Source organism: Prevotella sp. HCN-7019 (genome assembly GCF_037890215.1).
Taxonomy (GTDB): Bacteria; Bacteroidota; Bacteroidia; order Bacteroidales; family Bacteroidaceae; genus Prevotella.
Genome location: NZ_JBBKBO010000006.1, coordinates 145,383 through 170,874 on the forward strand (window position 1 = coordinate 145,383; position 25,492 = coordinate 170,874).

The window sequence follows — 25,492 nt, forward strand, 5'->3', positions numbered from 1 at the left end:
AATTCAGTTAAAAGTATGGTCAAACGTGTTGTCGAAAATCCTGCCACCACGCCTGAGGTCCATTACATTGTGATTCTTCTGTGAATAGGTATACGTAAAGGTGAACCGTGGCAATTCGTCATCGTCGTTGGTGTATTCTGACTTCGATTCGGTGATGACAATATCCTTGCCGACGGTTGCTTCGCCGTCAAAAAAGTTTACGAGCTTGACCGTTTGTGAGCGGAACAGTTCATCGAGCCAGTTTGCCATGGTAAAGGTCAGCACACCTGTGTCAGCCTTAAACTCGCGGTTCTCCTCAATGAGATAGTTGCGCTTCATCTTGTTAATGTACGTTGTGCTACGTGTATATTCCGGCGAAACCGTGTGTGTTCCGGTACAATAAACGAGTTCGTCACAACCGAAAGAGTTTTCGAACATAAGTATTGGCGCACAATCCGGTTGTTCGAAGTCGATGACAAACCGCTGCGATCGCAGGCCTGCCTTGACGGTATAGGCATAAAGTTCCTTGCCTTCGGTCACGAAATGATCCGGCGATGCGTCGATGGTCTTGAAGTCTGAGGTACCCGTCAAAGTCTCAATGGTAAAATCGGAAGTACTGCCATCGCTATATTCTGCTGTTGCGGATGCATCATCATCTCCTATGTAGTGCAGAAACTCGAGTCTTCCCAAGGCAGTAACTTTCTCGCCGTCGAGTAACGTCAGGAAGTGTTCTGCAAGAAAGCTTTCTGCGTTGGAAATGCAAAAATCAGCTGAACAATATACCACCGTCGCCGTAAGTGTAGAGGTGTTTTTTTGTTCATTATCTTCAAATTCCTCTGTAATGTTGACGGTCAGCTCAGCCATGAGCCGCCTATGGACGTATGGCTGCACAAGTTCGGAGAGCTCGGCGAACGTAATCTCGTCGTTGAAGGGGAAAAGATAGTCTGAAAAAAGGATATCACCGTCGGATTTTATCTCGACCAAAGCACGATATCCATCAATGGTAAATGTGAGATCTGGTATCGTCGCCGAGAGATATGTTCCGGAAAGCCCTGTAGTGATTACTATCATATTCTTTTTTCGACAAAGATAGATACTACATTCTCCGACTAAAAATACAAAAAGCGAAGCCGTTTCACAACGGCTCCACACGCATAATGAAAAAGAAAATTAGTGATTTTATGAGAACAAAGATAGATACTACATTCGCTGGCTAAAAATACAGAAATGCGAAGCCGTTTCACAACGACTCCGCCATGACAGAAAAAAATGTAAAAAAATGTTCTAAGAAAAATTCATAATAGTCCGGACATCTGCATATCACGCCAGATGCCCCATTTCAGTGTTCCGTCTGTATCTGTCATCGGCGTATAGCCTTTGAGTATAAGATACTTAGATATTATTCTACAAGATACCGGCATCATCGAGGACAGATCGTCGGAGATGTCTTGAGTTGATTTGTGCTCTGCAACATATTCGTTACCTGCCGCCGATTTTCCGGGCAACGGCGAGCGCGTCGCGAAGTATGCTTCGACAATCACTATCTGGTCGCGCTCATCATCTGTAAGGCTGTTCAGCCATTCGTTATATATGTTGTTCATGTGTTTTATTTTTTTATGCGTTTAAAATTTTCTCTCAGCTCTCTCAAACAATAGATTAACTCCATGTTGTCCTTTGCCCGTTCGTCAGGATCGTCAATCGAATGCTCGATGACATAGTCTATTGTGTCTGTGAGCAGATCTATATTTGTATCAATGTATGACGGCTCAAGCAGCTCGTGCTCCGCCTTGGCTGTGTCAATCGTTTTCATCTTCTACGAATTCATTTTTTATTAAGATTCCTCTGATATTGAAGGCATAGTCCACACTCTTACGAGGATGCAAGAGGATATAGAGATAGTTTTTATCGTAAGTGTTAACCGTAACGAGCATCTCTTTAAGTCTCCTGTTCTTCATAAGTTCATCCTTCATCTCGTCCCTGATGTATTGTACTATTTTCTGCACTTCCTCACCCTCGGTTACGAGCGTGTGGTTATATTTCGCATATACTTTCTTATTAAGGAGATGGCCCAACTTAGTAGTATTGTTGAAACAGCTCACCTGGAGGAAATACTTACGCCTGCTCATGTGTGCCTCCTTTCCTGTCGTCAGCGTTAATCCGATATACTATCCAAGCCGAACAGGCGGCTGCGGTCAATGTAACAACAGGCTGCTGAAAAGCGACAACAACAGCGATCATGACAAAGACCGCCAAGAGATTAATCCGTGTTGCGAGCTTGCGTGTCACCTCGAAGCCGCAAAGTTTAGAATAGAATTCGCTACGACCGTTATACCAGTTAGATAATGATTGTGCCTTTCCTGTCAACCATGCCTTGATGTCGACAGGGCGCTGCGCACTGCGCTGAATTGCATTTGTCTGCATATTGCGTAATTTGTTAGCATACCACGAACTGCGTGGCGCAGAGATACAGAAAAGCGGCTGCACATCCCGCTGCTAACAAATCACGACTTCTCCGCACGGAGCAATATTGATTTACGGAATGGCAACCGCCAATACGATATAGTGAGGGCATAAAAAAAGCCCTGCGATTTATGCTGAGCAATAACCGATGCTCTATGCGGCATGATAAATCATGATTTGTTAGCGATGGCAAAGATAGGAATTTTTCTTGAGCCAGCAAATCATTACATGAAAAATTTCCTTGCACAGAATAGAAATCACTCTTTTCGTTATACCAGGTATTAAGATAATTAGCCTTTTCAACCATCCGGTCTCTGACTGTGGTTGCGCGCTGGCTCGTGCGCCGGATTGCATTTGTCTGCATATTGCGTAATTTGTAACCATACCACGAACTGCGTGGCGCAGAGATACAGAAAAGCGGCTGCACATCCCGCTGGTTACAAATCACGACTTCTCCGCACGGAGCAATATTGATTTACGGAATGGCAACCGCCAATACGATATAGTGAGGACCCTATAGATCCTTCCTTTGTTTTTAAAAGTTGAGCAATAACCGATGCTCTATGCGGCATGATAAATCATGACTTGTAACCGATGGCAAAGATAGGAATTATCTTGTAATCGGCAAAGGAAATGTATGAGTAATTACAAGTTTTTAAACTGAATTATTTAAAATAATAATTTAATTATTATAAAAAAACGGCAAAAAAAATCTAAAAGCTATTATCTTTGTAACTGTAAAAGTATAGATGGTCGAATTAATCAGAAACATATTAGCATTTTCAAGCACTTTTGTAGTAATCACTTTTATAAGTGCATTTATTTTCCAAATTGTCGCTTGTGCCTTTAATAAAGGATGCGTAAACGACAAGATGGAAAAAAACGGCTTAATATGTGGAATAATTATCGCACTTATCCTTATTCCTTTCTATTATCTTCCTGCTTAATAAGCAACCCTATTTTCGTTCTGAGTTCTATAAAGTTCTATCACTGCTTTTTTATAGTCCTCCGGTGTCTTTATCTCAAGCGAATCTAATGAATTTTTTATTGACATGCGGAGTTCACGGTCAACCTCTCTGTCCATGTGTTCATCAAATTTTTTGAATAAGCCATCAGTAGACAAATCCAGATGAAAACCTCCCCAGTCTATTTTTAACCCACCGCCATTTATAAATAAAATACCAAGAGCTAATATAGCCAGATAGGATTTTTTTGATGAAATAAAATGCAGCTTACCCTTAGACTCCATTTGGACTTTCATCACAACATCATCAGCTGTTCCTTCAATTCCATTTTTCGCACAGAAATCTTCTGTAATTTTGAAAAGCTTCTGAAGATTATAAAAGACGTTCGCAGAAACTTCATTTTCTGTATTAATGTCTAAAGACAAGTGAGTTTCTTCATTCTTATTATAAAAATCACATACAGAATCGTCAATATACATCGCGTAATGTGAGATATCAGAAATAGGATGTCTGGAATTAAACATCAATTGGGCCTTGGGTGGCAACATATATCTTCTTGTCCGCTTTAGTACATTGATTCTTATTCGCTTCATAAAGGTGCAATTATTATCACCTCTTTCGGCATTGGCGTCTTCATAGGCTTCACTTATAACGCGACAGATACTTATTTCTTGATTGCTATTAGGTATAATAATAATGTCGCCATTTTGTATTTCCCTACAGAATCTAAGAAGTTGAGAGACAATTTGTCCTGGTCGGCTATATTCGCGATCATGATAAACGTTATTAACAATTTCACGAAGCTGTCTTCTGGCAATGTTACTATCTTCGTCCAGTTGTCTTATTGTGTTCAATAAAATTTCATTATATCCAATTGCTATGAATTTATCATCAATAAAATCATGATAATATTCACCGCCCATTGCCCTCACCATCCAGTATTTTGATTGATTATTTACAATATGTACATAATCGTTTAAAGCATCAATGTTATCTATCATATAAAAATTGAGTTCACACATCCAGGGCGCATCCTTTCAATGTGAACTCTAACAGCTGTATATTTTTATTTTTACCCTTAACAGATTATGCGCCATCCGTAAGGATTTAAAATAATCAAAAGATATATGCAAATGTAAGAAAAAAAACAAACATAAGGAAATAATTACAAAGAAATTAAGAATAAAGAATTTATATAAAACATGGGAGATGCACCGTGAGGAACATCTCCCCCAAAAAATCATTAAAATATCCACCATCAATCCTGAATATATTTTATCAAAACAATCATAAATCTGTTTCAGACTGTTATTTCCGAAGTGTATATGACGGTGAACTGACAAACGTAAAACAAGATGGGCAATATCAATATGCAAGAAGCACCATATTGTCATGCAAAACAGTACATATCAGCAGTCGAAATAGCCTGTATTGACTGTCAAGAAAGACTATATCACAACGCCGGAACCATCATTCTTCTATGCCGGCATCAAACATATCATCACCGGTTTTCTTCCTTGTTGATTCTTTTACTTTGATATTAATGCCCTCTGTGATCTCTTCGTCGCTCTTTACATACTTTATCATAATGTAATGGAGCACATTACTAGTTCCCTTTGTAAGAAAAATAGTCTTATCTAGTTTCCATCCTCGCTTAGCCATATAGTTGACAGCACCCATTGTAGATGTGAACTTGAGTTTTTTGCCGTCATCACCGAGCAACGTGGAAGAGCTGGCACTCCATGTCTTGCCACCTCCAAAGTCTATGGTAGCATCTACTTTTCCAAATCCCCAGAAATTAGAACATACAATAGTGCAATAAACCGGATAGCGCCCATCGGCATCAGTAATCAAAGCCTGGGCACCGGCTTTAAGGCTTAATACAGCCAATAAAAAAATGAATAAAAGTTTTTTCATAAACTCAATATTATAATTCTCACTGCAAAAGTAAACAAATAATATGAGAAATAAAAAAGGGCATGATTTAGACATGCCCTCACTATATTGTCAAAATAAAAATTATATATTAAAGTGTTTCTGCAGTACGTCTTAAACGATCTGCAATATCACAAAGTGCACCTTTCAACTTCTCACGATCCACGTCACTGAAATCATCAGGTTTTCCGTTATTCATACCACTGAACTTATGATAAAGCCAACTACGTGATTTGCCGAAATAGTTTTTGGCCAAATATGCCCAGTTAATATCCTCATAAATGTCTGCTAACACCTGTCTAACACTACCGTTAGATACAACAACACGTGATTCCATATTTTTTTAGTTTATTCTGTTATATTTTCAATAGCCCTCCCCTTTCGGGGAGGGTGATTGTTCATTCATTTTCCATAAGCTCATAAACCAAGTCCATAATGTAGATTTCCAAGTTTTTCTCGCCGTTCGGATAAGCTCTCCTGTAATTTCTTATGGCTTGGATAAGCTCTTCTTCTTTGTCTGTTAAATTCATATTACTTATTTTTATTTTGACAATGCAAAGATAATCATCTTTTGCGTATTATGCAAATTTTCAGCGTTAAAAAATCATCTTTTGCGTATTTTTTTTTCAAATTAATCATTTCTTATTGTAATGATATAAAAAGTACTAAAAGCTATTATCTTTGCAACAATAAAAATATAAATGTACGAATTAATTAGAAACATATTAGCGTTTTCAAGCACTTTTGTAGCGATCACTTCTATAAGTGCAATTATTTTCCAAATTGTCGCTTGTGCCTTTAATAAAGGATGCGTAAACGACAAGATGGAAAAAATCGGCTTATTATCTGGACTGATTATAGCACTTATTCTTATACCTTTCTATTATCTTCCAGCTTAGCAACTCTATTATCGTTCTGAGTTCTATCACTGCTCTTTTATAGAGCCTCTGGAAGTTTTATATAAAGTGGATCTATGAATTTCTATTAATATAAACACAATAAAGTCCGCAAACTTCGTTGCGGACTTTATTGTGTTATATTTTCAAATATCTAAATTCAAACAGTCACCACTTGTAATTCATGAGCCAATTTTCTCAAACCCTTTGCAATTTTTTCAGCCTGCGCAGGACGTGGTTTTGAAATGCCTGTAGCATAATGCGAAAGTTGTTTTTGATTGATTCCAGTAATAGTTTGTAAAGCTGAAAATGAAAAAATTCCTCGATAATATTCAAGAAGTGATTGTACATCAAATTTATATACTATTTCATAATCTTCATCTAATATTTTAGGATAAGAAGTTCCATCTGCTTTCGCACATTCTAGATAGAAATCAATACTTTCTTTTACATAATTACGAAAATCCTCAAAATCTCCAGTATAAGCTACGATCCAGCCTGGTAAAAGATTACAATTGCAACTATAACCTTTTTCCGTTTTAGCTGTGTTTACGATAATTGTTGCCATATGAGTGTAAATTATGTTGTATGTGTAGATAAAATGATATAAAATTAAAAACAGAGATAATTATCTATTTGCTAATTAATTTTTAAAATGTTGTTTTCTTTTGATAAATTTCGTTTTTTAATCCTGCGTTCTAATTGTAGTTTTTTTAAAATAAATATTTAATAAAATGTATATTTTATAATTATATATATATATAAAGTCGTTAAAAGTTGGTTGGTGGGTTGGTGTTAAAACACCAACCCCGACTGGTCTTCAATACTTTTCAAGAGGTCGCCCCAAACATCAGCATTTTCGTCACCGTTGACAGTTGTTGTTCCTTTCTTTGTCGGGTGGTGGAACTGTCTGTGGCTTCCTCGTTGTCGGACCATAACCCAGCCATCTTTTTTTAAATCCCGTAGGATTTTACGAATTTTAATTATTTTCATAAAACAAATATAATTTTCATGGTGCAAAGATAGTAAAATTACTATTATCTGCAAAAGAAATAATAACTTTTTTTCTACTGATGTTAAAAAAATCAACATCTGCATGTCTGTAATATTGTGCATCAGTATAAATAATTGATTTGCAAATCATAGAAAATATAAATATATATAACAATAAATATGTAATAAGATACCTCATAAACAGCTGTTTTATTACATATTTTCCACTATCAAAATCCGCAAAAGTCTGACGCCCAGAAAGTTAGACTTTTGCGGCCGGCGAAAGCCGAAAAATTCTGCGAAAGCAGCCCCCACCGCCCTACGGAAAAGGCGCAATTGCCATTTTATAAAATAGCGGAATATGTAGAGCCATTGCGATTAATGTGATAAAGCCCCACCGCATCCGCGGTCGAGCGAGCCTACTCAAGCATGCAAACCAATAAGCCATACTCATTCATAAACATTATGGATGTGTGTGGCTTATCAAAATGCAAAAAAAAAGCAACCATGGCAATTGCCTTGGTTGCAGACAGAGGATTTATGCAGCGAGATGCTGTAGTATCATCCTGCTCGCCTTCTCCACATCCGACATTATAGTCATAATGTACATCGGATCTTTACGAAGTGAGCTGATCCATGCATCAAGATATGCAGCGTTATTATCGAGTATTCTTTTATCGAAGCCAAGAATCTGACCACAACGTGCAGCTCCCAACTCTGCGACCAGTTCTTCTGTTGCATAGCCTTCGTCGCCGAACTTCTTGCCAGTCTTACGATTGAGTCGGTCTTTGGGTGCAGTAGAGTGGATAAGCTCATGTATGAGTGTAGCGTAGTATTCTTGACCGTCCTTATATACTTCATCGGCGTTAGCTCCAGTGCGGAACTGAGACTTCTTAGGTACCACAACTACATCCTTGGACGGGCTGTAGTATGCACCATTCGATGCCCTCTTATAATGTATAGGACACAACCATGTCTGCTCTTGCAACATCTTATCGAGTGCGGCGTTGACGTACATACCGGAATCATCAGAGCTGGCTGTACTGGCGAACAGAGAATACAACTTAGCCAATTTATCCGGATGCTTCTCTGCGAGGTTGGTCTGCTCGATATTAAAAACAGTGTAACACTTCAAGAAGGGATAACGAGTACATTCGGACTGTTGCTCAACAGGCAGTTTTCTGAACTGGTCAGAAGAGAGTTTCTTACCGTGGAGAAAATAACAGAAATCCCAGAAGATGATAGGCAGAGATTGTGCTCCCTTGAGGATACGGGCGCCAAGTTTATTCGCCTGCTTCAGCGTGCAGAAGATAGGATACTCATAATTCTGTTCCATGCAGCCCCATGTAAGCATGAAGGCATTAACACCTCTGTAACCGACTCCTTCCAAATTGACCGGACCGGCGCCGTAATTGCTGCCGATCCATCCTTTTTCCCATTTATTATTTTTCATCTCTTCCATGCGCTTAATCATCATTTCCGCAAATTTATTAATAACCTGTTCTGTGTGCTGTGATACTTTCATAGTCGTATAATTTAAAAGTTAGACATTAATCCATTGGCATTACACTTATGTAGCTGATATTAACCATCGAGTCGGATGCGAGACTTTCTGCGGTAGCAGTGGCTTCTGCACATGAGTCAGCCATTATCTCGTAAGTAAGACATTCGCCTTCTTCTCCGTTTACCTCCACCTGGTAGATGTTCTGTGAAAACAGATAACTTCTTCTTGTTCTACACTTCTGCTCGTTGTTTGATGTTGCGATGTGATGTTGTACTGTAGTTGTCATAGTTGTATATTTTTTTTGTGAAACATTTAATTTTTACGTGCACAAGACAACGGCAAGAGGAAGGCATGTGTATGCAAGGGAAGACAAGAGATTTTTTAAAAAATATGGATTAGAAAAGCCTTTCCCATAATTTTAAAAAAATCTCGAAGGCAAGCAGAGCGAGCCCTTGCAGCATGCCGCTTGCCGTACCTTTGCTAAGTAAAAATAAGTGTGGCACGAAGAAAATTACGACAACAACAGGACGGTCACGTCGGCATCAAGAGCAGAACTGAAGTACAAGAATATACCATTAACAGAGAAGAACATCTATCAGGTGGAGGTTAACGAAGATGATTATACCTTAGCCGATAATGACTGTATCGTGAGCAGAATCAACAGCATGAGCAGAAAGCATCCGTGTAGAATGTATCAGCCACATAAGTGTAATGGCAAAGGGTTAATACCCAAAAGTAAGACTATGAGACTGTCACAGCATAAGAACATCATATGCGGTCGCACATGATGATTAAGCGTATGGGAGTGATGAGTATGGGAAAAGGAGGCAGCTGTTATGACAACCGCCCGTCTGGAAGGAGTCGGTTACAGAGGTTTTATTGCGAATAAGTGTTGACAGTGACTGAATGGAACTGATATACCGGGAACTTCTCCACACCGATGCAGAGAGTATCGAAAGCGTCTGATCCGTCGGTACGTCCTTCGAGCTTATCTTCTTCTGTCTCTGCTAATTTTTCTCCACGCTTGTCTTTCAGGCCATTATATACGCCTGCCGATTCGATTGAGATTATTAGGTCCGGATTGTTATCCCTGTTTATGAGCACCATATGTCGAGCACGACCTCGCAGCATACGGTTTATCAATAGGTTCTTGTCTATGTGATTCATCGGCTTGCCAATATATACAGCTCGCACGCTCCACTGAGCACGTCGGAATCGCTTCTCGATATACTTATGAAAATCGTCGTTGTGCAGAGCATAGTTGTTGCCTACGAATGTGGCATCGAAATAGAATACCACCTGCTTACGTTTATGATAGCTGTAGTACCTAAGAACATCATCCATCAGTTCCGGGAGCTTACGCTCGTACTTGACGAAGAAGGACTTGAGAACACGGAGCTTCCATGTCCTGTCCACTTGCCCAACGACCGCCCAGTTGATATTGGCATTAGCGTCGAAAGCTATGCACAACGGTAGATTTGGGTCGCAATCACTGTCGAGCCTGCAATCCTCTGTTACTTTACCGAGATTGGCAAGATATAAGATAGACTCATTAGGTGCTGTGTAATAGTTAACGTCTTCGCGCAGTCCACCGTAAAAACCATCCGATGCTATACCGATACGTTTGCACATGATAGATGTGGCGAAAGTGAGCGGTGGCAGATCGCGTTTAGCACGCCTGATAAAATCCTCTGTCAATATAGCAAGGTTCTCAATAGACGAATACTCCTTATAGAGCAGGCATTTGGACCTCAAGAAATTCAGTTGCGAGGTCATCGCAGCAATGCGCTCGGATATGGAGGCTGCCTTTTCCGGATACTTCAGCAATTTCTGGCGCAGTCTCCATATATCATAGACAACACCTTCGATCGCTTGGACAAGATCTTTGTCCATCTGATCCTTGTAAGAGAGAAACCAACTGCCTTTTTTTGTGACCGGCATATCAGACGTTATGGTCAAGCCGTGGTGCATGTAGAAATTTCCGAAGTACATCTGATTGCCTCGGTTAGCCTGGAACGTCTCGTCCTTGAGCTGCTCATAATCGATAAACTTGGCTTCGTCAATTATGATGTAGTCAAGTGACATTGAGTTGCTCGTGCCTTTACGATCCTGACTAATTATGTTGATTACCGAGCCGTTATAAAATGAAATTGTGTTTTCCCAGTTTGCCGGCGTAAAAATAGGATTCTTCCACTTGAGTGCTTTCCATGGTCTTTTCCCAACAACATAATGGAGGTCGCGTTTATAGCCCCAACGCTCAAGATGTATGAGCATGGAAGGAAGGATGTTTGTCAGACATCGTTTGACCGACGGGGCGACAAAACCACCCATCGAGCCCGGCATACCTTGGAAACAGGTAAGTGCACGGACAGCTTGGACGGCACCTTTGCCGAAACCACGTCCGCAGACAGCAACGAGGTCGCGCGGCATGATAGACAGAAGGTAGAGCTGTGCATCATTGAAGTACTGCTTCATTGTCTCTTTCATCCTTTACCTCCTCATAGTCTATGTAGTTAACATCAATGTTGTTCGAATATTTCTTCGTGAGCAACTTTATTCGTTCACGGAGTTTAGGTATTCTTTCGATACCAATAACCGTCGGATCATCAGTCGGCTCGAAAATCTGAGGTACAATCTTATCGAACTCAAGCTCCACTTCATCATTCTTATCAGTACGGTTATTCAGAATTCTGGCTTTTTCGATAGCTGCGACCGAGCGATAATCCTGGGCCCGACGTGCTGCCTTCAGATCCTCTTCGAGGTCCCTGTTGATTTTCCAACGCATAAACTCCTTATTAGCAGCCTGAATGTTGCCGAGCAACAACTGCACAAGGCGTATGTCGTCATACGCCTGTGACTTCCCCACCCTGAACATATTTATGTCATAAGTAAGTATCTCATTCTCAAATTTTCCCGGGAACTGCAGCCAATAGGCATACAGACCCCGAAGACGATGGATGCGCTCAAAGATGTTTGGGTTAACTCGAAGTTCTTTGAGTTCATCATCGGTGAGCGTGATATACTTACTGTATTGGTCAATGTCAATAGGTAGGCTCATAATTATAAATTTGATTCTGTAGCTGCCTTAAGGATTAAATCCTTGCATTGCGACAGTGCATAGGGAGAACCGGCATTAGCAGTGTCGAACAGGCTCTGTCGCATAGAATATACGGTATTCATCACCCCTTTGAGGTAATATCTTCGGACAATAGTTCCGGAGGTATTAATATCATCGGATAATATATCTTCATCAAGCTCGAGATAAAAAGCTGTCTCCTTAGGAGTCAGCATCTGCTGGCCGCAATCACGTATCTTCTCCAGTAACTCTATTGAATAATCCATTAACCTGTATAGATTTATTATTCACCATCTCACTCAGGCCTTCATATAATGAAAGAAAAACATCCTGGTCTGTCGTTATCATTGTGCACTCTGCCCTATCACCGTAAGTCTGGTTCTGCGAGCTGATGACACTTACCGTCCACTTATCATTTTGCACCAGCACGATCTTTGAGTGATTCATTGCGAGATAGACATTATCAAAACAGTTCTGCATCAGCTTGTTCAATTTGATTGTCTTGCGTGCAGCCTTGAGGTCGGCAACCAGTACAGAGTGATTAATAAGTTTTTTATTTTTCATCCGGAAAAATCCGGAAAGAAAGGCGTCAGAGGTGGAAAACGTGCTGACATAAACGTCAGCACGTCCGGTCTGGTCGAGAATCCATCCTAACAGCCCCAATGTATGAAGTCCTGTACCAAGAAAAGTCTGACACTTGTCAGAATTAACTTTCAGCGGCTTTAGTATCGTTGATATTTTCCTCATTGAAACTCAGATCATCATATATCTTAGACAATTTCTCCTGCATTTCCTGCGAAAATTCCTCACCGGCTTTAAGGATTACATCCACACGTTCACGTATTTTGACAAAAAGAGCATGATACTTCTCAGCATTCTCCGGCTTAGATAGCGTTTCCAACTTGTCGATATTCTTTGAGATGTACGCCCTGGCATTGGTTATGTCCTTAAAGCTAATCTCGGTCTGGACACTGTCAGACTTGAGTGCTGCATTGTCATCAAGCTTATATGTGTCGTATACCTCATAATTTTTTTTGTAAGTGTACCACTCATCCTTCAGTATCTTGAGATACTCATATCTGTCGCAAGGTTTGTCAAGACTCTTGCAAGTATTATACAGCTCCTTTATTTTTTTCCAACGCTCAACGTTGGAATCCCACAAAGTCCGTATATCCTCAGGCAAAGAGTCATGGTCCGCGCGGCGACCAGCCGCGACGGCCTTATCGTCCTGGTCATCATTCTTCTGCTCATCTTCGGCAGGCTTATCATCCGATTTGCCCATCTCCTCCTCGATTGGTGGCATTATCTCCTTTTCAAGATTCGCAACATCGGTACGTGTCATATGGTCAAGTCGCATCGGTAACCGTTTTCTGAGTTCATAACGAATTTTCTCGACGTACTTTTCAGGACGTCGCATAATTGTGTTATATAAGGTTTGGTTGCGATTCAACTTGAGCATCATCATGGCACCATCCTTTAGCTGGTCAATTGTAGGGTTCTCAATTTCAAGCCATCCTACAATTTTTTTTGTGAATACATCATCTATCATATTATTTATTTAAAAAAGGGCAGGCACTATAGTGCTATGCCCTTATAAAGTCAAACAACGCTGTTAATAACTAATTACTACACACCACCGCCAGCTTCAATAATTGAGCCGTCAGCACCACTGATATCGCCGTTTTCGGTTTCAATCTTTCCTGTGTAGAACGGTGCCGGATATTCATCTGTCGCCTCTGCTGAAATGGTCGTCTGATTTGTATCTGTGGCAGCCTGTCCTGTGTCTTGAGAGAGAGTAAGCTCAGGTGTGAATGCCTCAGAACCAACTACTCTGTATTTACCGTTTCGTTGCGGTACGAGATAAACCATCTCATCGTTGTTAGCTTCGGATATATATCCTGTTGCATCCTCTTCTGTTCCAGGCAGATTGAATGTGCCTGTCACCTTGAATGTCTTACTGCCATAAGTGCCTTGTGATTCAACTTGCAGCTGTCCCTGATTCGGTATAAGATCCAGCTTATGCCACTTCTTATCAGCCGCAAGTTCGAAGTCACCTTCGTACACAGGGACTTCGGCCAAAGATGCTTTTTGGGATCTGTCAATCTTAGGCCACTTGACAATATCTCTCTTAGAGCAACCATACACATGGTTACGGATGCCGGGCAAAGACTTTTTGCCCTGGCAGAACTGCACGTCACTATATAATGAAACCTGATCTTCGCATGTACTCATATCATTTTATTTAAAAATTTGACAATATTACATTTCCGATTTTTTCCAAACTGAGAATATTTCTTTAGATACCGACTCGAACTGAGTTCCGAAGAACATGTTTGCGATGAAATCAACATCGTAGTGATTATCAAGAGATTTCTCCACGATATAGGTCTCATCTGATGTCTTTTGGTTGAAAAGAGCAAGAATGTTCGACTTCGGCGTAAGCAGGAGAAAATCATCCGGAACATTAGCCAAAGGAACAAACTCAACATTCGATGCGCCTTCGAGAGTGCGCTTGTCATAGTTGGTGTTGTACGGGAGCGAGCCATGGTTAAGCTGATAAGCCTCAGTGTAATAATGGTAAGCCATGTCACTCATGAATAGTTTCAGTTTCTGGCGACGCAACTTAACATCTCGGCTCCAGTAAAAGTCTTTGATGATATCTTCGGCATTTTCTGCAGAGATACTATCAGATGACTGTGAGAGATTTCCGAGATCTGTTGAGATGAGAGCCTTGCTTACATCATTAGTACCGGCGATATCATTGTCGATGATCGTACAGAAGCCGTTGAAGAACTTTTCTGTCGATGTAAAGTCCGATGCATCATGCTTAGCCGTAAACATCGACATAAAGAGATGCTCACCGAGCTGCTTCATTATGTACGCGCATATCTGCAGAACAATCGGAACATTTTTAAGTCCTTCACCCTTTGTGATATTTGAGCCCCATATAGATTGATAAATCGCATTAGGATCAATCGGCTCGATGCAATTTCCAAAGAAAGTTTCAAGGACACGTCCGTCAAAGCTGACGTTTCCGGTACCTTTTTTATCTTTCTTATAATTGCCGAGCTCGAATTTACCGGACATCTCCGTAACTGTTTCACGGTATCTTATACCGGTGCGGACACTCATGTGTTGGAGAGCCTCATTCATAGCCAGCATTGGCATTACGATGAGTTCCTTGCGATACGTCTGGAATGTCTTTGACAATTCATCAGGCGTGAATGTAATATTTCCTACTTTTGCCATAATCAGATGTTGCTAACTAAATCAAACAGATCCTTAGACGAGAAGTTTTTTTCCTCTATCTTTGATTTATCATCCGTGATGTCACCATCACTATCTTCAAGAGTCTTGATTTTCTCATCTTTCTCTTTCACGTCATTTTCGAGTTGCTGAACCTTGTTCTTCAACTCGTTTAGTTCCTTGTTTTTGTCCTTAATCTTGCCTTCATAGTCAGAGATTTTGTCGGCATGATCTTTGAGAGCGTTTTCAACGGTCTCCGCCTGTTCTGTGGTCAGGACAACATTACCTTTGTCATCCGTTGTCAACGTCTGGACATTCAAGAGATTCTGAATTTTCGTAAAGATCTTGTCCATTGTATGTTTAAGAGTTTTTTGCGCCTGGTTGTTATGGATCAGGTTCTGGAGTCCTTGCCAGGTCTTTTGCAAAAAACTCTGAGTTGGATTACCGTTGCCATCAACTATATCCTGGCGATGAACATCAGAAATAGAAGATGGTAACGGCGGTATACCTGCATCCTTGTAATTAGAGTGAGAATATGAGTTTATAAAATTATTATTAAATTCATTGGCAGCCTTCTCAGCATCGTCATCTTCGCGAATGGTATCAACAAGCCCAAAGTCAACAGCCTGCTGTGCAGTCAGCCAGTTGCCCTTTTTCATCTGCGCGAGGCACTCATCAATTGTCTTGCCTGTCTTATCCGCATACATTGATGCAAGTACTTCATCAAATGTCTTAAGGCTGTCGCGCTGTATCTTGAGATTGGAAATCATATCGTCGATAGCCTCTTTATTCGCCTGTTCATACTTGTCAATCCAGACAGACACATTGTGAATGAGAAAGAATGAGCCCTTGACTATATCTATAGTCTTACATCCGAGCATTGCGATTGTTGAGATTGACGCATTCATTCCGAAGGCGTGTGCATGCACCTTGCCGTGGTCCTTGAAAGCCTGGTTCATCTCCAATCCATCCTTAACATAACCGCCTAGAGAACAGAATCCGACATGTACATCCTTATCCTTGTTCTGATTGAGTACATAACGGACATAATCTGCAGAGCAAGAGCCCCACCAAGAACCAATAGTGCCAGATATTACAAGTTGGTATTCCATTGTATTAATTTTTTCCAAAATTAGTAATGGCTGCATCATTGAAAAAATACGGAATCATATAATACACGGTATGATTCTTGGCGTTGAATAAGTTACTTTTACTTCCAATAGCTGGTTATCTGTAGGATTTTCCGGTGCCTTATCAGTGAACTGTTGTATGGGATATGGTCTCTGTCCATCTCCGAGAAGCATAAACTGTCCGTTGCTAAATCCAATTTTCCATACCAACCGGCGATGTGTCGGTAAAGACTGATTTGTAAAAAAATCAAGTTCTGCAGTCCACAATTTGTTTTTAGCCTCCATTTTATCAGAAATAATAAGATTCGGAAAAGGCTTAGTACAGATTTTGGTCCAATTAGTATGTTCCGATACTTTGACTTTCGTCGGAGAGACTCTTATAACAGAGACATCTGTTGCGTATGCATATTCGATGCTGCTAACTAATTTAGTTACGTTCATGCCAGTTAGATTACGTTAATATTCGGTTGGAGTCGTATCGCACGCGCGCGAACAAAAAGAAGGTGATTGTCCGTAAGAATATTTCAAAAAATCATCATTATTTCTTTTTTTATTTCTCAGGTCAATACCTTTCTTTAGGTAAGAATTTCTCATGCGCTGATAGCGCATCTTAATTGTATAGTCGTAATCAATAGATATACCATTGTTCTCACACCATGCCTGTATAGCCTTGAGTACTGAACATCCGCAGTCGTGCAGATCATTAAGATCTTTCCACATCTGTAACTTAAATGTATCTTCTATACATTCCACCAGCGCAGACTTAGCATATTTGCCTAAATAGTTGTATGTAACAACAGGCTTCTGTTTACTGTCAGGTATGCAGATTGCGATTTCATCGTCAGCCTGAGCCTGAGGGAGTTTGTCAGCAGGACGTGTGGTCAAAAATCTTCGTATGGTAGCATTCTCCGCACTATGTGAAGGGAACACAACCGGGTCACCGAAATGAAAAGAAAGCCACTCACGGATAAAAGGTTTGACTTTAACATAAACTAAAAATTTGTCCATAATATTAAATAGTGATTTTTGACTCCAAAATTAACACAAATTCAGAAATCTCCAACAAAAGAAGGAAATAATTTCCTCCTAATTTTGGTTTAATAATACAATTATGATGGTGTGATATGAATTTGCAATAAAAGTTTGTGATATTGCAATTTTGCAAAAAATGAGATAAATAACTCTGTGTATCAATATATTAAGATTATCACAATACATATATCACATTTTTTTTTGATAGATTATTTTTGTGATGGCCAGATATCCCGGAAATGTTTATCACAAAAAAATAAAATTTGTGATAACTTTGTGATAAAGTTTGTGATGGAAGAAAAACTCTCAAATGCCCTTTATCTATTAATGTTTTTCTCTTTTTCAAATACTCTATTACAAAATCACAAAAATTTATAAGAAAAAAGAAAGGGGTAAAAGGGGCTGAGGTGCAAGGTGATTGTTAACAAAAGAAAAGAACTGATAATTTGCGTAAAAAGGGAGTTACTCTCACGAGCAACTCCCTTCCCTTATTAATTAAATAAAAACAAAACATATATCTATGATCAAAATGGTGTGTCATCATCACAATCAAACGCCAGCGATCCTTCAGTTGTGTCAACTATATGTGGGTGAGACCTTAGATAGATCATATCCTTTGTCTTAGTATGTCCTCCCACGACGACGCTCTTTTGTATTCGCCCGGAAGAGTTTTTAAACTCCTCCGGATTAAGTTCATCTATCCATGGGCATAACTTGACAAAAGATGATAACTTACGGCTGAAGGACTGCATTGTTATCTTATTTGTCTTGGCAAAAGACATATAATCCTCAAGCACTTGGTCACGTTGTAGGAATGTATCAAGATTACCAGACTCTCGCGAGAAATATCCGTTTGCCCAATCCTCGAAGTTTGTACCCATATCCGCCTTGAATTTGCGCCGGATAATGTTTTCCATCGGCGGAAGGAGTTTTATTGGCTCGTCGATTAATTGCAAATAAAAACTGCAACACTGCATCCAAAAGTTAATGTCAGCCAACCATTCGTCTTCGGTATAGTCTTTTCCGTAAAGATCCTTGCCGAAATCATCCCGTATAGAGCGTGTCTCGAGATAGTCGTTATCTTCGGTCCGCTGATGGTAGTAATCCGAAAACACCATGTATAAGAGACGGGCTTCTGACGATGGGTCAAAATCGGAAGGGACATAATTCGTTGTAAATGCTATCTTAGGACTACTCTCGAATGGTATAGTAAACGACTGATTATTTTTCGGATTGACAGTCATATCCGATGTAATATTGTCGTAAAACAGACCAGTGTTAAGATAGCGGTCACAATCGTCGAGCAGCAACATCTGGGTGTGTTGATTAACCTGGTCAAAAACATGCGGGTTATCCATTAGCCGAGGATTGCGTCCGGATAGCTTGACCGTCTTTTGCATATAAGAGAGTACTTTGAAAAAGAACGATTTACCACTTCGCCCGTTACACTCATTGTCCTCTCCTATCTTGTTGTCCATTGCCATCGGCGCCCATGCGCGAGAAGGCGACTTGTAATGGTGGAGCATATATCCAAAGGTAAATATCTTATTAATAAGATTCTGTTTTTGTTCGGCAATTTCATCAGCGGTCAGCCCTTGTCCAACGATGTCAAACTTATGCACCGCATGATATTCAGCAGCCGCATCACGATTTTCAAAATTAGTCTCTAATTCCTTGCGCCAATACAATCTTGAGGTGTTTATAAGATATCCGAAAAAGTGACTTTTTACATGGTTTATCTCAATATCAAAGTACTGTTTGCCATTCTCATCCTGCATCTTTTTTATTGTAAAAGCATCAGGTATCCTCTTGAAATTATGTGGAATGACGTTATCCTCCCACACATAATTATGCAAATCATCGCTCCCCGGTTCATATTCTTTCAGAGATTCGCCGCCTTCATATGTTTTGCAAACCTCCACCGTCTTGTTTGGGAAAAAGAAAAGCTGAGACCTATTGGTATATGATGTAAAATCAATAGAAACTTCCTTCAGACTCTCAAGCGCTGCGTTTGTCAGCTTAGGTGTATTGAGCACCAGGTTGAGTATGTCGCGCTCCTCAAACCTGTCAACTACCCATTCGCGAACAAACTCTTTGATGTCTTTTACCGTCGTCCTTTTAACGATATTGCCGTCAACACGAATATATTGCGTTACAGATGAATTGTCATCATGTAGCGCATAAAATCCATTAAGGTTTAAAAAATTGAAAAGGCATGCAGTGTCTATCTCATGCTTCCATCGCCCGTCTTTATTTTGATAGCTGATCCAGAACTTTGCTGGCATTGCCAAGCGCATCATGTCACGAAAATCCTTTTTTTGTGTACGAATTTCCATCCAGTCTCGCAAATCCTTGCGATGACGTCCGCGGTTATCTCGGAATGTGGCCAACCAAGCAGGCAACCATATTGTATGTATGTCGATAAACTTCAGAGCAAGCTCTTTGCCTTTGCGGCGTCCTGTGTCGTCTATATCTGGAATGTTATAGAGAACGTCGACATACTTCATAATTTCCTTGTACTCCTCTACAGAAAGCTGGTATGTCTCACTGTTAAACCATAGTGGGTGGAAGCCCATCGAGCGGCAACACAGTGCATCACGTTCCCCGGAACATATAAAAGCATAATCTAATTTCTTCACCTTATATGGCTTATCGTCATCATGTAACTTATACCATTCTTTCTCTTCCTTGTCATTCATCAGTCTGTATGCCTCCTGCAATTCATACAATCCATTAATATAGTATCTAGGCTTTTTGCCGGCCGGTGTGTATGAAAACCGAAAGCCCTTGTCATAATTGAGAGGCTCATAGACCTTATAGAATTTTTCTTCAGAATTGTCGCCGTATGCCGGCTTAATTATACATTCTCGTATAAAAATTGGATAATGCTCATTGGAATACTTAACTGTCGTTACTCTATTTTTTACATTAGTAATCCACTTGACAGAATGCCAATGTAATGCTTCAACCGTATCTTGTGTCACTTTAGGCCCAAGGACACATAATTCTTCCGGGGAAAAACTTTCATTAAGTTCGAATGACCGGCTTCCATCAGGCTCATCTACTCGTGCATCACGCTGTCTGATATCCGGTTTGTTTATCTGACGGTTTATTTCATCAGATACGCCATACTTGGCAGCTATCTGCAAGAGGGCCTCATTGTATCTCGACCGGTCATAGCCTTTTTCACGCATCCATAACGATATTGCATTTTCACCTCGTCCATCGCCGCCGAAGTCTGTTACCTGCCAAATTTTGCCATATGTCTGTGAGTTATACTCACGAAGTGACGCAGAAGGTGTTCTCTCGTTTCGGATTGCGAAATGTTTTTTTCCCTCAAGGGCAACTTTTGCCTGAGGAAAGAGGTCAAGGATAATATCCAGACCTCCATTTGTTTTTTGAAAAATTGCTTCTGCCTTGATCATAGTCTTTTGTTTTGTCTTGCTAAAGTAAATTGGATGTTTTACTTTCCAAAATACAGAGAAGTCCCAATGTAAGTTATGCAATATTCAGGGCGTTGTTCCAACTTAAACCCTCGAATCTCGCAGAATTCGAAATCAGGCTCATTAGTATATTCATCGCAGATGCGTAAATCTCCGTCAAAAGAAAATGCGGAAGCATAATTATCTGAATTTGCAACAAATAAAAATCCCAATTCTTCTATTTCACTATATGCGAGCGCCATATTATTTTTATATCGAAGCATCCGAAAATCGGGAGCAACTTTATTCGTTGCTTTAAGAGCGTTGATTGCGTTTTCAAACATCGTTGCTGTAAATCTATATCTTGGATAATGCATTAAACTTTCTTGGAGTAGAGACAATAATTCTATCATCTCGCTTCTCTCCAAAATAACAGTAGTTTTTTTATCTATGTTAGCCTCGACGTGCATAAGCGCTTCTTTACGGAACGGATAATTTGCTTTGTTATCAAAGCTTTCAATTATAATGTGTCCACCATTTATTAAATTGATATCATGAGAATCCATATTATTTTCTCCTTAATTGAATGTAGTTAAGTTGTTCGTAATACTTAAGTATAGACTTATTGTCTTCAGTAACGTCGATTACGTTTTCGCCGTTAACTGTCATACCAACAGTAATATTTAAATCTTTGCGGATAGCATCAATTATTACCGGGTTTCTTGTCTTCCAATATATTGATATGTTCATAATTGCTAGTGAGGTTGGAATCCTCTGTATACAAGATAATTAATACCATCATTTTTTATAAAATCCAACACATTGACAAAATAATCAACATCGTCTCTAGCGCATCGAAGTAATATAACCTTCCTGCCCTTCAATAAGCTATTTGATACTCTCAGTTCATAATACTTATCTTCGTCCATAAGACCATTCATTAGGTCCATAACTAATGAATTTTTTATCACAGAAGTAATATATGCCATATCAAATTATATTATTCAACCTTAAATCCCTTATTAACGCACGACTATTTTTAAGACACATTTTATTCTTCATTCGATTTAGCACAGTCTTTATCGTATTTGGCTTTTTCTGTAATCTACTCGCAATCTCTTTAAAGGTGATACCATTAACATATAAAGATGCGACATCATGTTCGAGCTTCGACAATTTAACATCCTTGCCTACAGGATTACATATCTTATTTTCATAAGGGCAATGTCCACCTCTTAGTGGGCAATGCACCATCTCAAATTGTAAGATGCCATTCTCATAATCATTGGTCAATAAATCATATTCACCAAAATTACATCGAACAAAGCGCTCTACCATCATATAACGCTGCGTCAACTTAGATGCCTCTGAGTTGTTCTTACTTGGATACAATATCTGAAGTTCAGAATATGCGGCGGTGAAGTTATTTTCAATGATTAACAGCATGGAATCAATTATATCTCTGCAAAAACGTGTCAATCGCCTGGCTTCACCACTATCCAATTTGTAATATACAATACCTTCAGGAGTTGTGTAAAATTCTATTTTCGCCATAATCCTTTTTGTATTTCGTCATTAAGTACTGATTCCTCAATAACAGTCAATGTATCATTAGATTTTTTTGATAACTTACGTACAAGTGTAGCAGGTTTAAGTGCATACTTAATGTGCATGTACGCAAGAAATCTAGATTTGTCTTTTTTTGAGAGCGTATTATAAAAATCGCTAGGGGTTACTGTCCTTAAATTTTCCATATATTGCTTGTATTTTTATTGTTTTAGAGTTAAATTTGTTGCAAATTTAGCAGTAAAAAACGCATTATCCAACTTTTGAAGGGCTTTATTCCCTTCTTTGGTTGGTATTTAACATTTATTATATGATGTACAAAAGAGAAACACCAAATTACGATGTAGTTATCGAAGTGCTGAACAAAATTGGTATGACAGAGAGACAATTATCTAAGTTGATGTATGGAGAGGCTACTCACCGCAACATAATAAAAAACCTTCGCGAAAAACCAGATATAAGATCATCCACATTGGTTAGACTATGTAATATCTTATGCATACCTATTGATTCTCTTTTTGGAAAAAGAGATGGTTCTGAAAACAATACGGATATTCCCTCTATAGTTGGGAATAATAATGTTGTCAACAGTCATCATATACATAATGATATAACTGCACTGAAAGCAGAAAACACTGCCCTTAAAATGTTAAATCAAGAAAAAGACCGCCGGATAGACGATCTTAAGACATCAAATCAAACACTGGCTAATCAAGTCAATCTGTTGTTAGAAAAACTGGGACACAATCAGGACAGCAATGAGTGAGAATGCTATGACTAATATAGATAAAACTGCGGATAATAACCAAGAAAAAGAATTATTAAAAATCCTGCCTCCGCAACTATTAAAGCAGACATTTTTATGTCTGCTTTTTTTATTTTACATGGCTATGGTTGTTCCATAAGAGATAACGACGGCCTACCCTATAAATATAGAGACTCATGATGAAAAGATAATTTTTTTATTTCTTCACCACAATTTATAGGATGAGCCGATTTTCCATCCGAGTTTTCTGTTCTACAAAAAAAATTAGCAAGTATTTATTGCACAGACACTCCTTCAGACGCAAATACGCAAGAAATAAGAACTTTACTCAAAAAGTTGAACATCAGCAACTTACATTCAAGAAGATTTTTTCCACCATACAAAAAGCACCATTTCATGACGTGATATTGTCCATTTCATGGCCCAAAATAGACTATATCGCACCATGAAAAAGGCGTAAACAGATGCTGAAACAGGCTTTATCAGAATACCAGCTGCACCATTCCTTACTCCACTGCAGGGTACATAAAAATCTATACGGCCTGAACTGGCCTTTTTACCGCCATCTTAAAAATTTTCTCACATCTCTTTTGCGATTTTATTTTGTCAAAAAAGTCAAGAAAATCCGTGAATCCGCCATCTGAGTTTTCTATAAAAGTGCTGATATGAGGCGTTAGAAAGAACACGGGATATATGGATCCATATTTTGATGCATGATTCATCGGTTTTAGCAACTTGCTTGAGAAAATGCACCATTACTGTTTATATCATCACGTGTTTCAGTAAGTGTTCCGGCACTATACGGTACCTCATAAATAAAAAACAATCCCCATCGACTTTCTTCTGAGCAGTATGACATACTGCAACAATATTCCGCAATATCGTTTTCTCACATAGTTCCCTTTTATTTTCATACACAATATTCCGAATATTTATTCATTTTGTCAGTAAAATCTTTTTTCAAAAAATTTCTCAAAATAGGAATAAGAAAGTCGAAATACAGAGATATTGACATACCATTATATCCTTTAAAACTTTATTCTCTTTTCCATAAATCATCATATTGTATTTTCATTACCAGAAAAGACAACTTTTTACAGTACGGAAAGCACCGTCTTATGGCATCAAACAGACTATATTGCAATACGCAATTATGCTTTTATTCTATCCCCGCGACCAACATTACATTCGTAAAATTGAATATCACCAAACCACAAAATAAAAATCGGACTGTTGCTATATACAAAAGCAACAGTCCGTCTTATCCATTGTTTCTACACTGAATTTCTATTCCTGGCAGTGCAGATATGTTCAACTTAATAGTGACTTAACCCATATATGAAGGCAAAATCTTCATTACTTTTTCAAAATAACGCTGGGTACGCTTCACGCTGTATTTTATACCTCCATTCCACGATCTTATAGCCTTTTCAATGTCATTTGTAGGATTAAAATACGATTGGATAAGCAGAAACATTTCCTTTGATTTGGCTATGCTGAAACGATCTTTCAACGTGTAACGCTTCTTGCTCTTCCTGCGTTTCAATATCAAATTACATTCCTTCACAAGAATTGGAGTTATCTGCATCGCACCGCAAGAACTACCACTGACAGCCTTTGCATCACCTCCACTCTCAACTTGAATTATTGCTTCCATCACTGGCTCCCAATTAAAATCTGAAACAGATTCGTCATCCTTTGAAAACACTGCCACAGGCAGCAAGAGAAAGAAAACAATAAATACAATCTTTTTTATTTTCCTCATTATAATATAAATTTTGGAGCATCGGACAATACAAATCGAATCCGGAAGTGCTGTCATGACAATACGAATACACAGCACAATGCTCTCGTTAATTTCGCAAATAAAACATTCCTAATTTGGAATATAAATATTTACTCCTTATTTTTTACACCTGCAAAGGTACAAAAAATATAGTAGACAGCCAAAGCTATTGTAAAAAATTAAGACATAAATACACTTTTATAACCTTGATTATCAAATACTTAAATTAAAATAAGATAAACTATACCCATTCAGAGATCTTCTTCAGATACACTTAAACAATATATACAAACTGTAACATATCCCGCACTAAAAGGATTATCCTAAATTAGACAATTAGAACATTTTTTAATGGTTTAATAATTCGAAAAGCAACCATCTCATATTGATACATAAAATATTAAAGAAATATTGCCTCATACTTAATACTACATTTTATGAAAATACATGTACTGATCGTTGCTTATATATCCCGTTTAAATATATTTCGACGGACTAAATCTTATCACTGCTCATAACCAAGTATGCATATCAGCATATACAAACTAATCATCAATACATATAACAGGCTTACATACAATAAAGATGAGCAAAATAATACATAATATTCCGCAGACATAAACACATATATATATTATTATAACAGGTGGAAGGAACTGTAAATGACCGTACACGGAACTGTACAATGACCGCTGCCTCCTGCACCGACAATAAATTATATAACAAAAAAAGAGGA

Annotated in this window: 31 protein-coding genes; 3 read left to right on the plus strand and 28 right to left on the minus strand. The window is 38.9% G+C overall.

What is annotated here, in order from left to right:
- Positions 1-3 precede the first annotated feature (3 nt).
- The 13 genes from WKT13_RS09505 to WKT13_RS09565 form a co-directional block, all read right to left on the minus strand.
- Positions 4-1,050 (minus strand): hypothetical protein, encoded by a 1,047-nt coding sequence (locus tag WKT13_RS09505; protein WP_298620960.1) that lies wholly within the window; start codon positions 1,048-1,050, stop codon positions 4-6.
- A 224-nt stretch (positions 1,051-1,274) separates the two neighbouring features.
- Complete coding sequence (locus WKT13_RS09510; protein ID WP_340323700.1) at positions 1,275-1,580, minus strand: hypothetical protein; 306 nt, start codon at positions 1,578-1,580, stop codon at positions 1,275-1,277.
- Positions 1,581-1,585: 5 nt separating this feature from the next.
- Positions 1,586-1,789 (minus strand): hypothetical protein, encoded by a 204-nt coding sequence (locus WKT13_RS09515; RefSeq protein WP_298620956.1) that lies wholly within the window; start codon positions 1,787-1,789, stop codon positions 1,586-1,588.
- Positions 1,776-2,105, minus strand: a complete 330-nt coding sequence (locus tag WKT13_RS09520; RefSeq protein WP_340323701.1) for a hypothetical protein — start codon at positions 2,103-2,105, stop codon at positions 1,776-1,778. Before WKT13_RS09520 ends, WKT13_RS09515 begins: the two co-directional genes overlap by 14 nt.
- A complete protein-coding gene (locus WKT13_RS09525) occupies positions 2,092-2,400 on the minus strand; it encodes a Tat pathway signal protein (protein ID WP_340323702.1) in 309 nt (102 codons plus the stop codon). The genes WKT13_RS09520 and WKT13_RS09525 overlap by 14 nt, the downstream gene beginning before the upstream one ends.
- A gap of 982 nt (positions 2,401-3,382) precedes the next feature.
- On the minus strand, positions 3,383-4,405 hold the full coding sequence (locus tag WKT13_RS09530) for a hypothetical protein (protein ID WP_340323703.1): 1,023 nt from the start codon (positions 4,403-4,405) through the stop codon (positions 3,383-3,385).
- A gap of 469 nt (positions 4,406-4,874) precedes the next feature.
- Complete coding sequence (locus WKT13_RS09535; protein ID WP_298620950.1) at positions 4,875-5,321, minus strand: hypothetical protein; 447 nt, start codon at positions 5,319-5,321, stop codon at positions 4,875-4,877.
- Positions 5,322-5,430: 109 nt separating this feature from the next.
- Positions 5,431-5,676 (minus strand): DUF5053 domain-containing protein, encoded by a 246-nt coding sequence (locus WKT13_RS09540; protein WP_298620949.1) that lies wholly within the window; start codon positions 5,674-5,676, stop codon positions 5,431-5,433.
- 61 nt (positions 5,677-5,737) lie between these two features.
- Positions 5,738-5,869 (minus strand): hypothetical protein, encoded by a 132-nt coding sequence (locus tag WKT13_RS09545; protein WP_298620947.1) that lies wholly within the window; start codon positions 5,867-5,869, stop codon positions 5,738-5,740.
- A 526-nt stretch (positions 5,870-6,395) separates the two neighbouring features.
- Positions 6,396-6,803, minus strand: a complete 408-nt coding sequence (locus WKT13_RS09550) for a hypothetical protein (RefSeq protein WP_298620945.1) — start codon at positions 6,801-6,803, stop codon at positions 6,396-6,398.
- Positions 6,804-7,030: 227 nt separating this feature from the next.
- Positions 7,031-7,351 (minus strand): type II toxin-antitoxin system HicA family toxin, encoded by a 321-nt coding sequence (locus WKT13_RS09555; protein WP_340323704.1) that lies wholly within the window; start codon positions 7,349-7,351, stop codon positions 7,031-7,033.
- A 415-nt stretch (positions 7,352-7,766) separates the two neighbouring features.
- On the minus strand, positions 7,767-8,753 hold the full coding sequence (locus WKT13_RS09560; RefSeq protein ID WP_340323705.1) for an ArdC family protein: 987 nt from the start codon (positions 8,751-8,753) through the stop codon (positions 7,767-7,769).
- Between the two features lie 25 nt (positions 8,754-8,778).
- Entirely contained in the window at positions 8,779-9,018 is a 240-nt protein-coding gene (locus WKT13_RS09565; protein ID WP_298620940.1) for a hypothetical protein, read from the minus strand.
- A gap of 208 nt (positions 9,019-9,226) precedes the next feature.
- Between WKT13_RS09565 and WKT13_RS09570 the strand changes: the two genes are divergently transcribed.
- Complete coding sequence (locus tag WKT13_RS09570) at positions 9,227-9,520, plus strand: hypothetical protein (protein ID WP_298620939.1); 294 nt, start codon at positions 9,227-9,229, stop codon at positions 9,518-9,520.
- Positions 9,521-9,608: 88 nt separating this feature from the next.
- Here the strand turns inward: WKT13_RS09570 and WKT13_RS09575 are convergent, their stop codons facing one another.
- The 14 genes from WKT13_RS09575 to WKT13_RS09640 form a co-directional block, all read right to left on the minus strand.
- Entirely contained in the window at positions 9,609-11,219 is a 1,611-nt protein-coding gene (locus tag WKT13_RS09575) for a hypothetical protein (protein ID WP_340323706.1), read from the minus strand.
- Complete coding sequence (locus tag WKT13_RS09580; protein ID WP_298620936.1) at positions 11,188-11,790, minus strand: hypothetical protein; 603 nt, start codon at positions 11,788-11,790, stop codon at positions 11,188-11,190. The genes WKT13_RS09575 and WKT13_RS09580 overlap by 32 nt, the downstream gene beginning before the upstream one ends.
- 2 nt (positions 11,791-11,792) lie before the next feature.
- Complete coding sequence (locus WKT13_RS09585) at positions 11,793-12,074, minus strand: hypothetical protein (RefSeq protein ID WP_298620934.1); 282 nt, start codon at positions 12,072-12,074, stop codon at positions 11,793-11,795.
- Positions 12,037-12,555: a C4-dicarboxylate ABC transporter gene (locus WKT13_RS09590; protein ID WP_340323707.1), complete on the minus strand. Its 519-nt coding sequence runs from the start codon at positions 12,553-12,555 to the stop codon at positions 12,037-12,039. Before WKT13_RS09590 ends, WKT13_RS09585 begins: the two co-directional genes overlap by 38 nt.
- Positions 12,515-13,357, minus strand: coding sequence for a hypothetical protein (locus tag WKT13_RS09595; RefSeq protein WP_340323708.1), 843 nt, complete (start codon positions 13,355-13,357; stop codon positions 12,515-12,517). The genes WKT13_RS09590 and WKT13_RS09595 overlap by 41 nt, the downstream gene beginning before the upstream one ends.
- Before the next feature lie 77 nt (positions 13,358-13,434).
- On the minus strand, positions 13,435-14,040 hold the full coding sequence (locus WKT13_RS09600; protein WP_298620928.1) for a hypothetical protein: 606 nt from the start codon (positions 14,038-14,040) through the stop codon (positions 13,435-13,437).
- 27 nt (positions 14,041-14,067) lie between these two features.
- Positions 14,068-15,057 carry a hypothetical protein gene (locus WKT13_RS09605; RefSeq protein WP_298620926.1) on the minus strand — a complete coding sequence of 330 codons (990 nt, stop codon included), beginning with the start codon at positions 15,055-15,057 and terminating at the stop codon, positions 14,068-14,070.
- Between the two features lie 2 nt (positions 15,058-15,059).
- Entirely contained in the window at positions 15,060-16,166 is a 1,107-nt protein-coding gene (locus WKT13_RS09610) for a Clp protease ClpP (protein WP_340323709.1), read from the minus strand.
- 54 nt (positions 16,167-16,220) lie between these two features.
- A complete protein-coding gene (locus tag WKT13_RS09615) occupies positions 16,221-16,625 on the minus strand; it encodes a hypothetical protein (protein ID WP_340323710.1) in 405 nt (134 codons plus the stop codon).
- Between the two features lie 15 nt (positions 16,626-16,640).
- Positions 16,641-17,192: a hypothetical protein gene (locus WKT13_RS09620; protein ID WP_298620924.1), complete on the minus strand. Its 552-nt coding sequence runs from the start codon at positions 17,190-17,192 to the stop codon at positions 16,641-16,643.
- A gap of 548 nt (positions 17,193-17,740) precedes the next feature.
- Positions 17,741-20,641, minus strand: coding sequence for a hypothetical protein (locus WKT13_RS09625; protein ID WP_340323711.1), 2,901 nt, complete (start codon positions 20,639-20,641; stop codon positions 17,741-17,743).
- 38 nt (positions 20,642-20,679) lie between these two features.
- Positions 20,680-21,204, minus strand: coding sequence for a hypothetical protein (locus tag WKT13_RS09630; RefSeq protein WP_298620919.1), 525 nt, complete (start codon positions 21,202-21,204; stop codon positions 20,680-20,682).
- A 189-nt stretch (positions 21,205-21,393) separates the two neighbouring features.
- Complete coding sequence (locus WKT13_RS09635; RefSeq protein WP_340323712.1) at positions 21,394-21,627, minus strand: hypothetical protein; 234 nt, start codon at positions 21,625-21,627, stop codon at positions 21,394-21,396.
- Position 21,628: 1 nt separating this feature from the next.
- A complete protein-coding gene (locus tag WKT13_RS09640; RefSeq protein WP_340323713.1) occupies positions 21,629-22,192 on the minus strand; it encodes a helix-turn-helix transcriptional regulator in 564 nt (187 codons plus the stop codon).
- Positions 22,193-22,514: 322 nt separating this feature from the next.
- On the opposite strand from WKT13_RS09640, the gene WKT13_RS09645 reads away from it, so the two are divergent.
- Positions 22,515-22,970 (plus strand): hypothetical protein, encoded by a 456-nt coding sequence (locus WKT13_RS09645; RefSeq protein WP_340323714.1) that lies wholly within the window; start codon positions 22,515-22,517, stop codon positions 22,968-22,970.
- Positions 22,963-23,109, plus strand: a complete 147-nt coding sequence (locus WKT13_RS09650; protein WP_340323715.1) for a hypothetical protein — start codon at positions 22,963-22,965, stop codon at positions 23,107-23,109. Before WKT13_RS09645 ends, WKT13_RS09650 begins: the two co-directional genes overlap by 8 nt.
- Positions 23,110-24,297: 1,188 nt before the next feature.
- Here the strand turns inward: WKT13_RS09650 and WKT13_RS09655 are convergent.
- Positions 24,298-24,735, minus strand: coding sequence for a lytic transglycosylase domain-containing protein (locus tag WKT13_RS09655; RefSeq protein WP_340323716.1), 438 nt, complete (start codon positions 24,733-24,735; stop codon positions 24,298-24,300).
- Positions 24,736-25,492 lie beyond the last annotated feature (757 nt).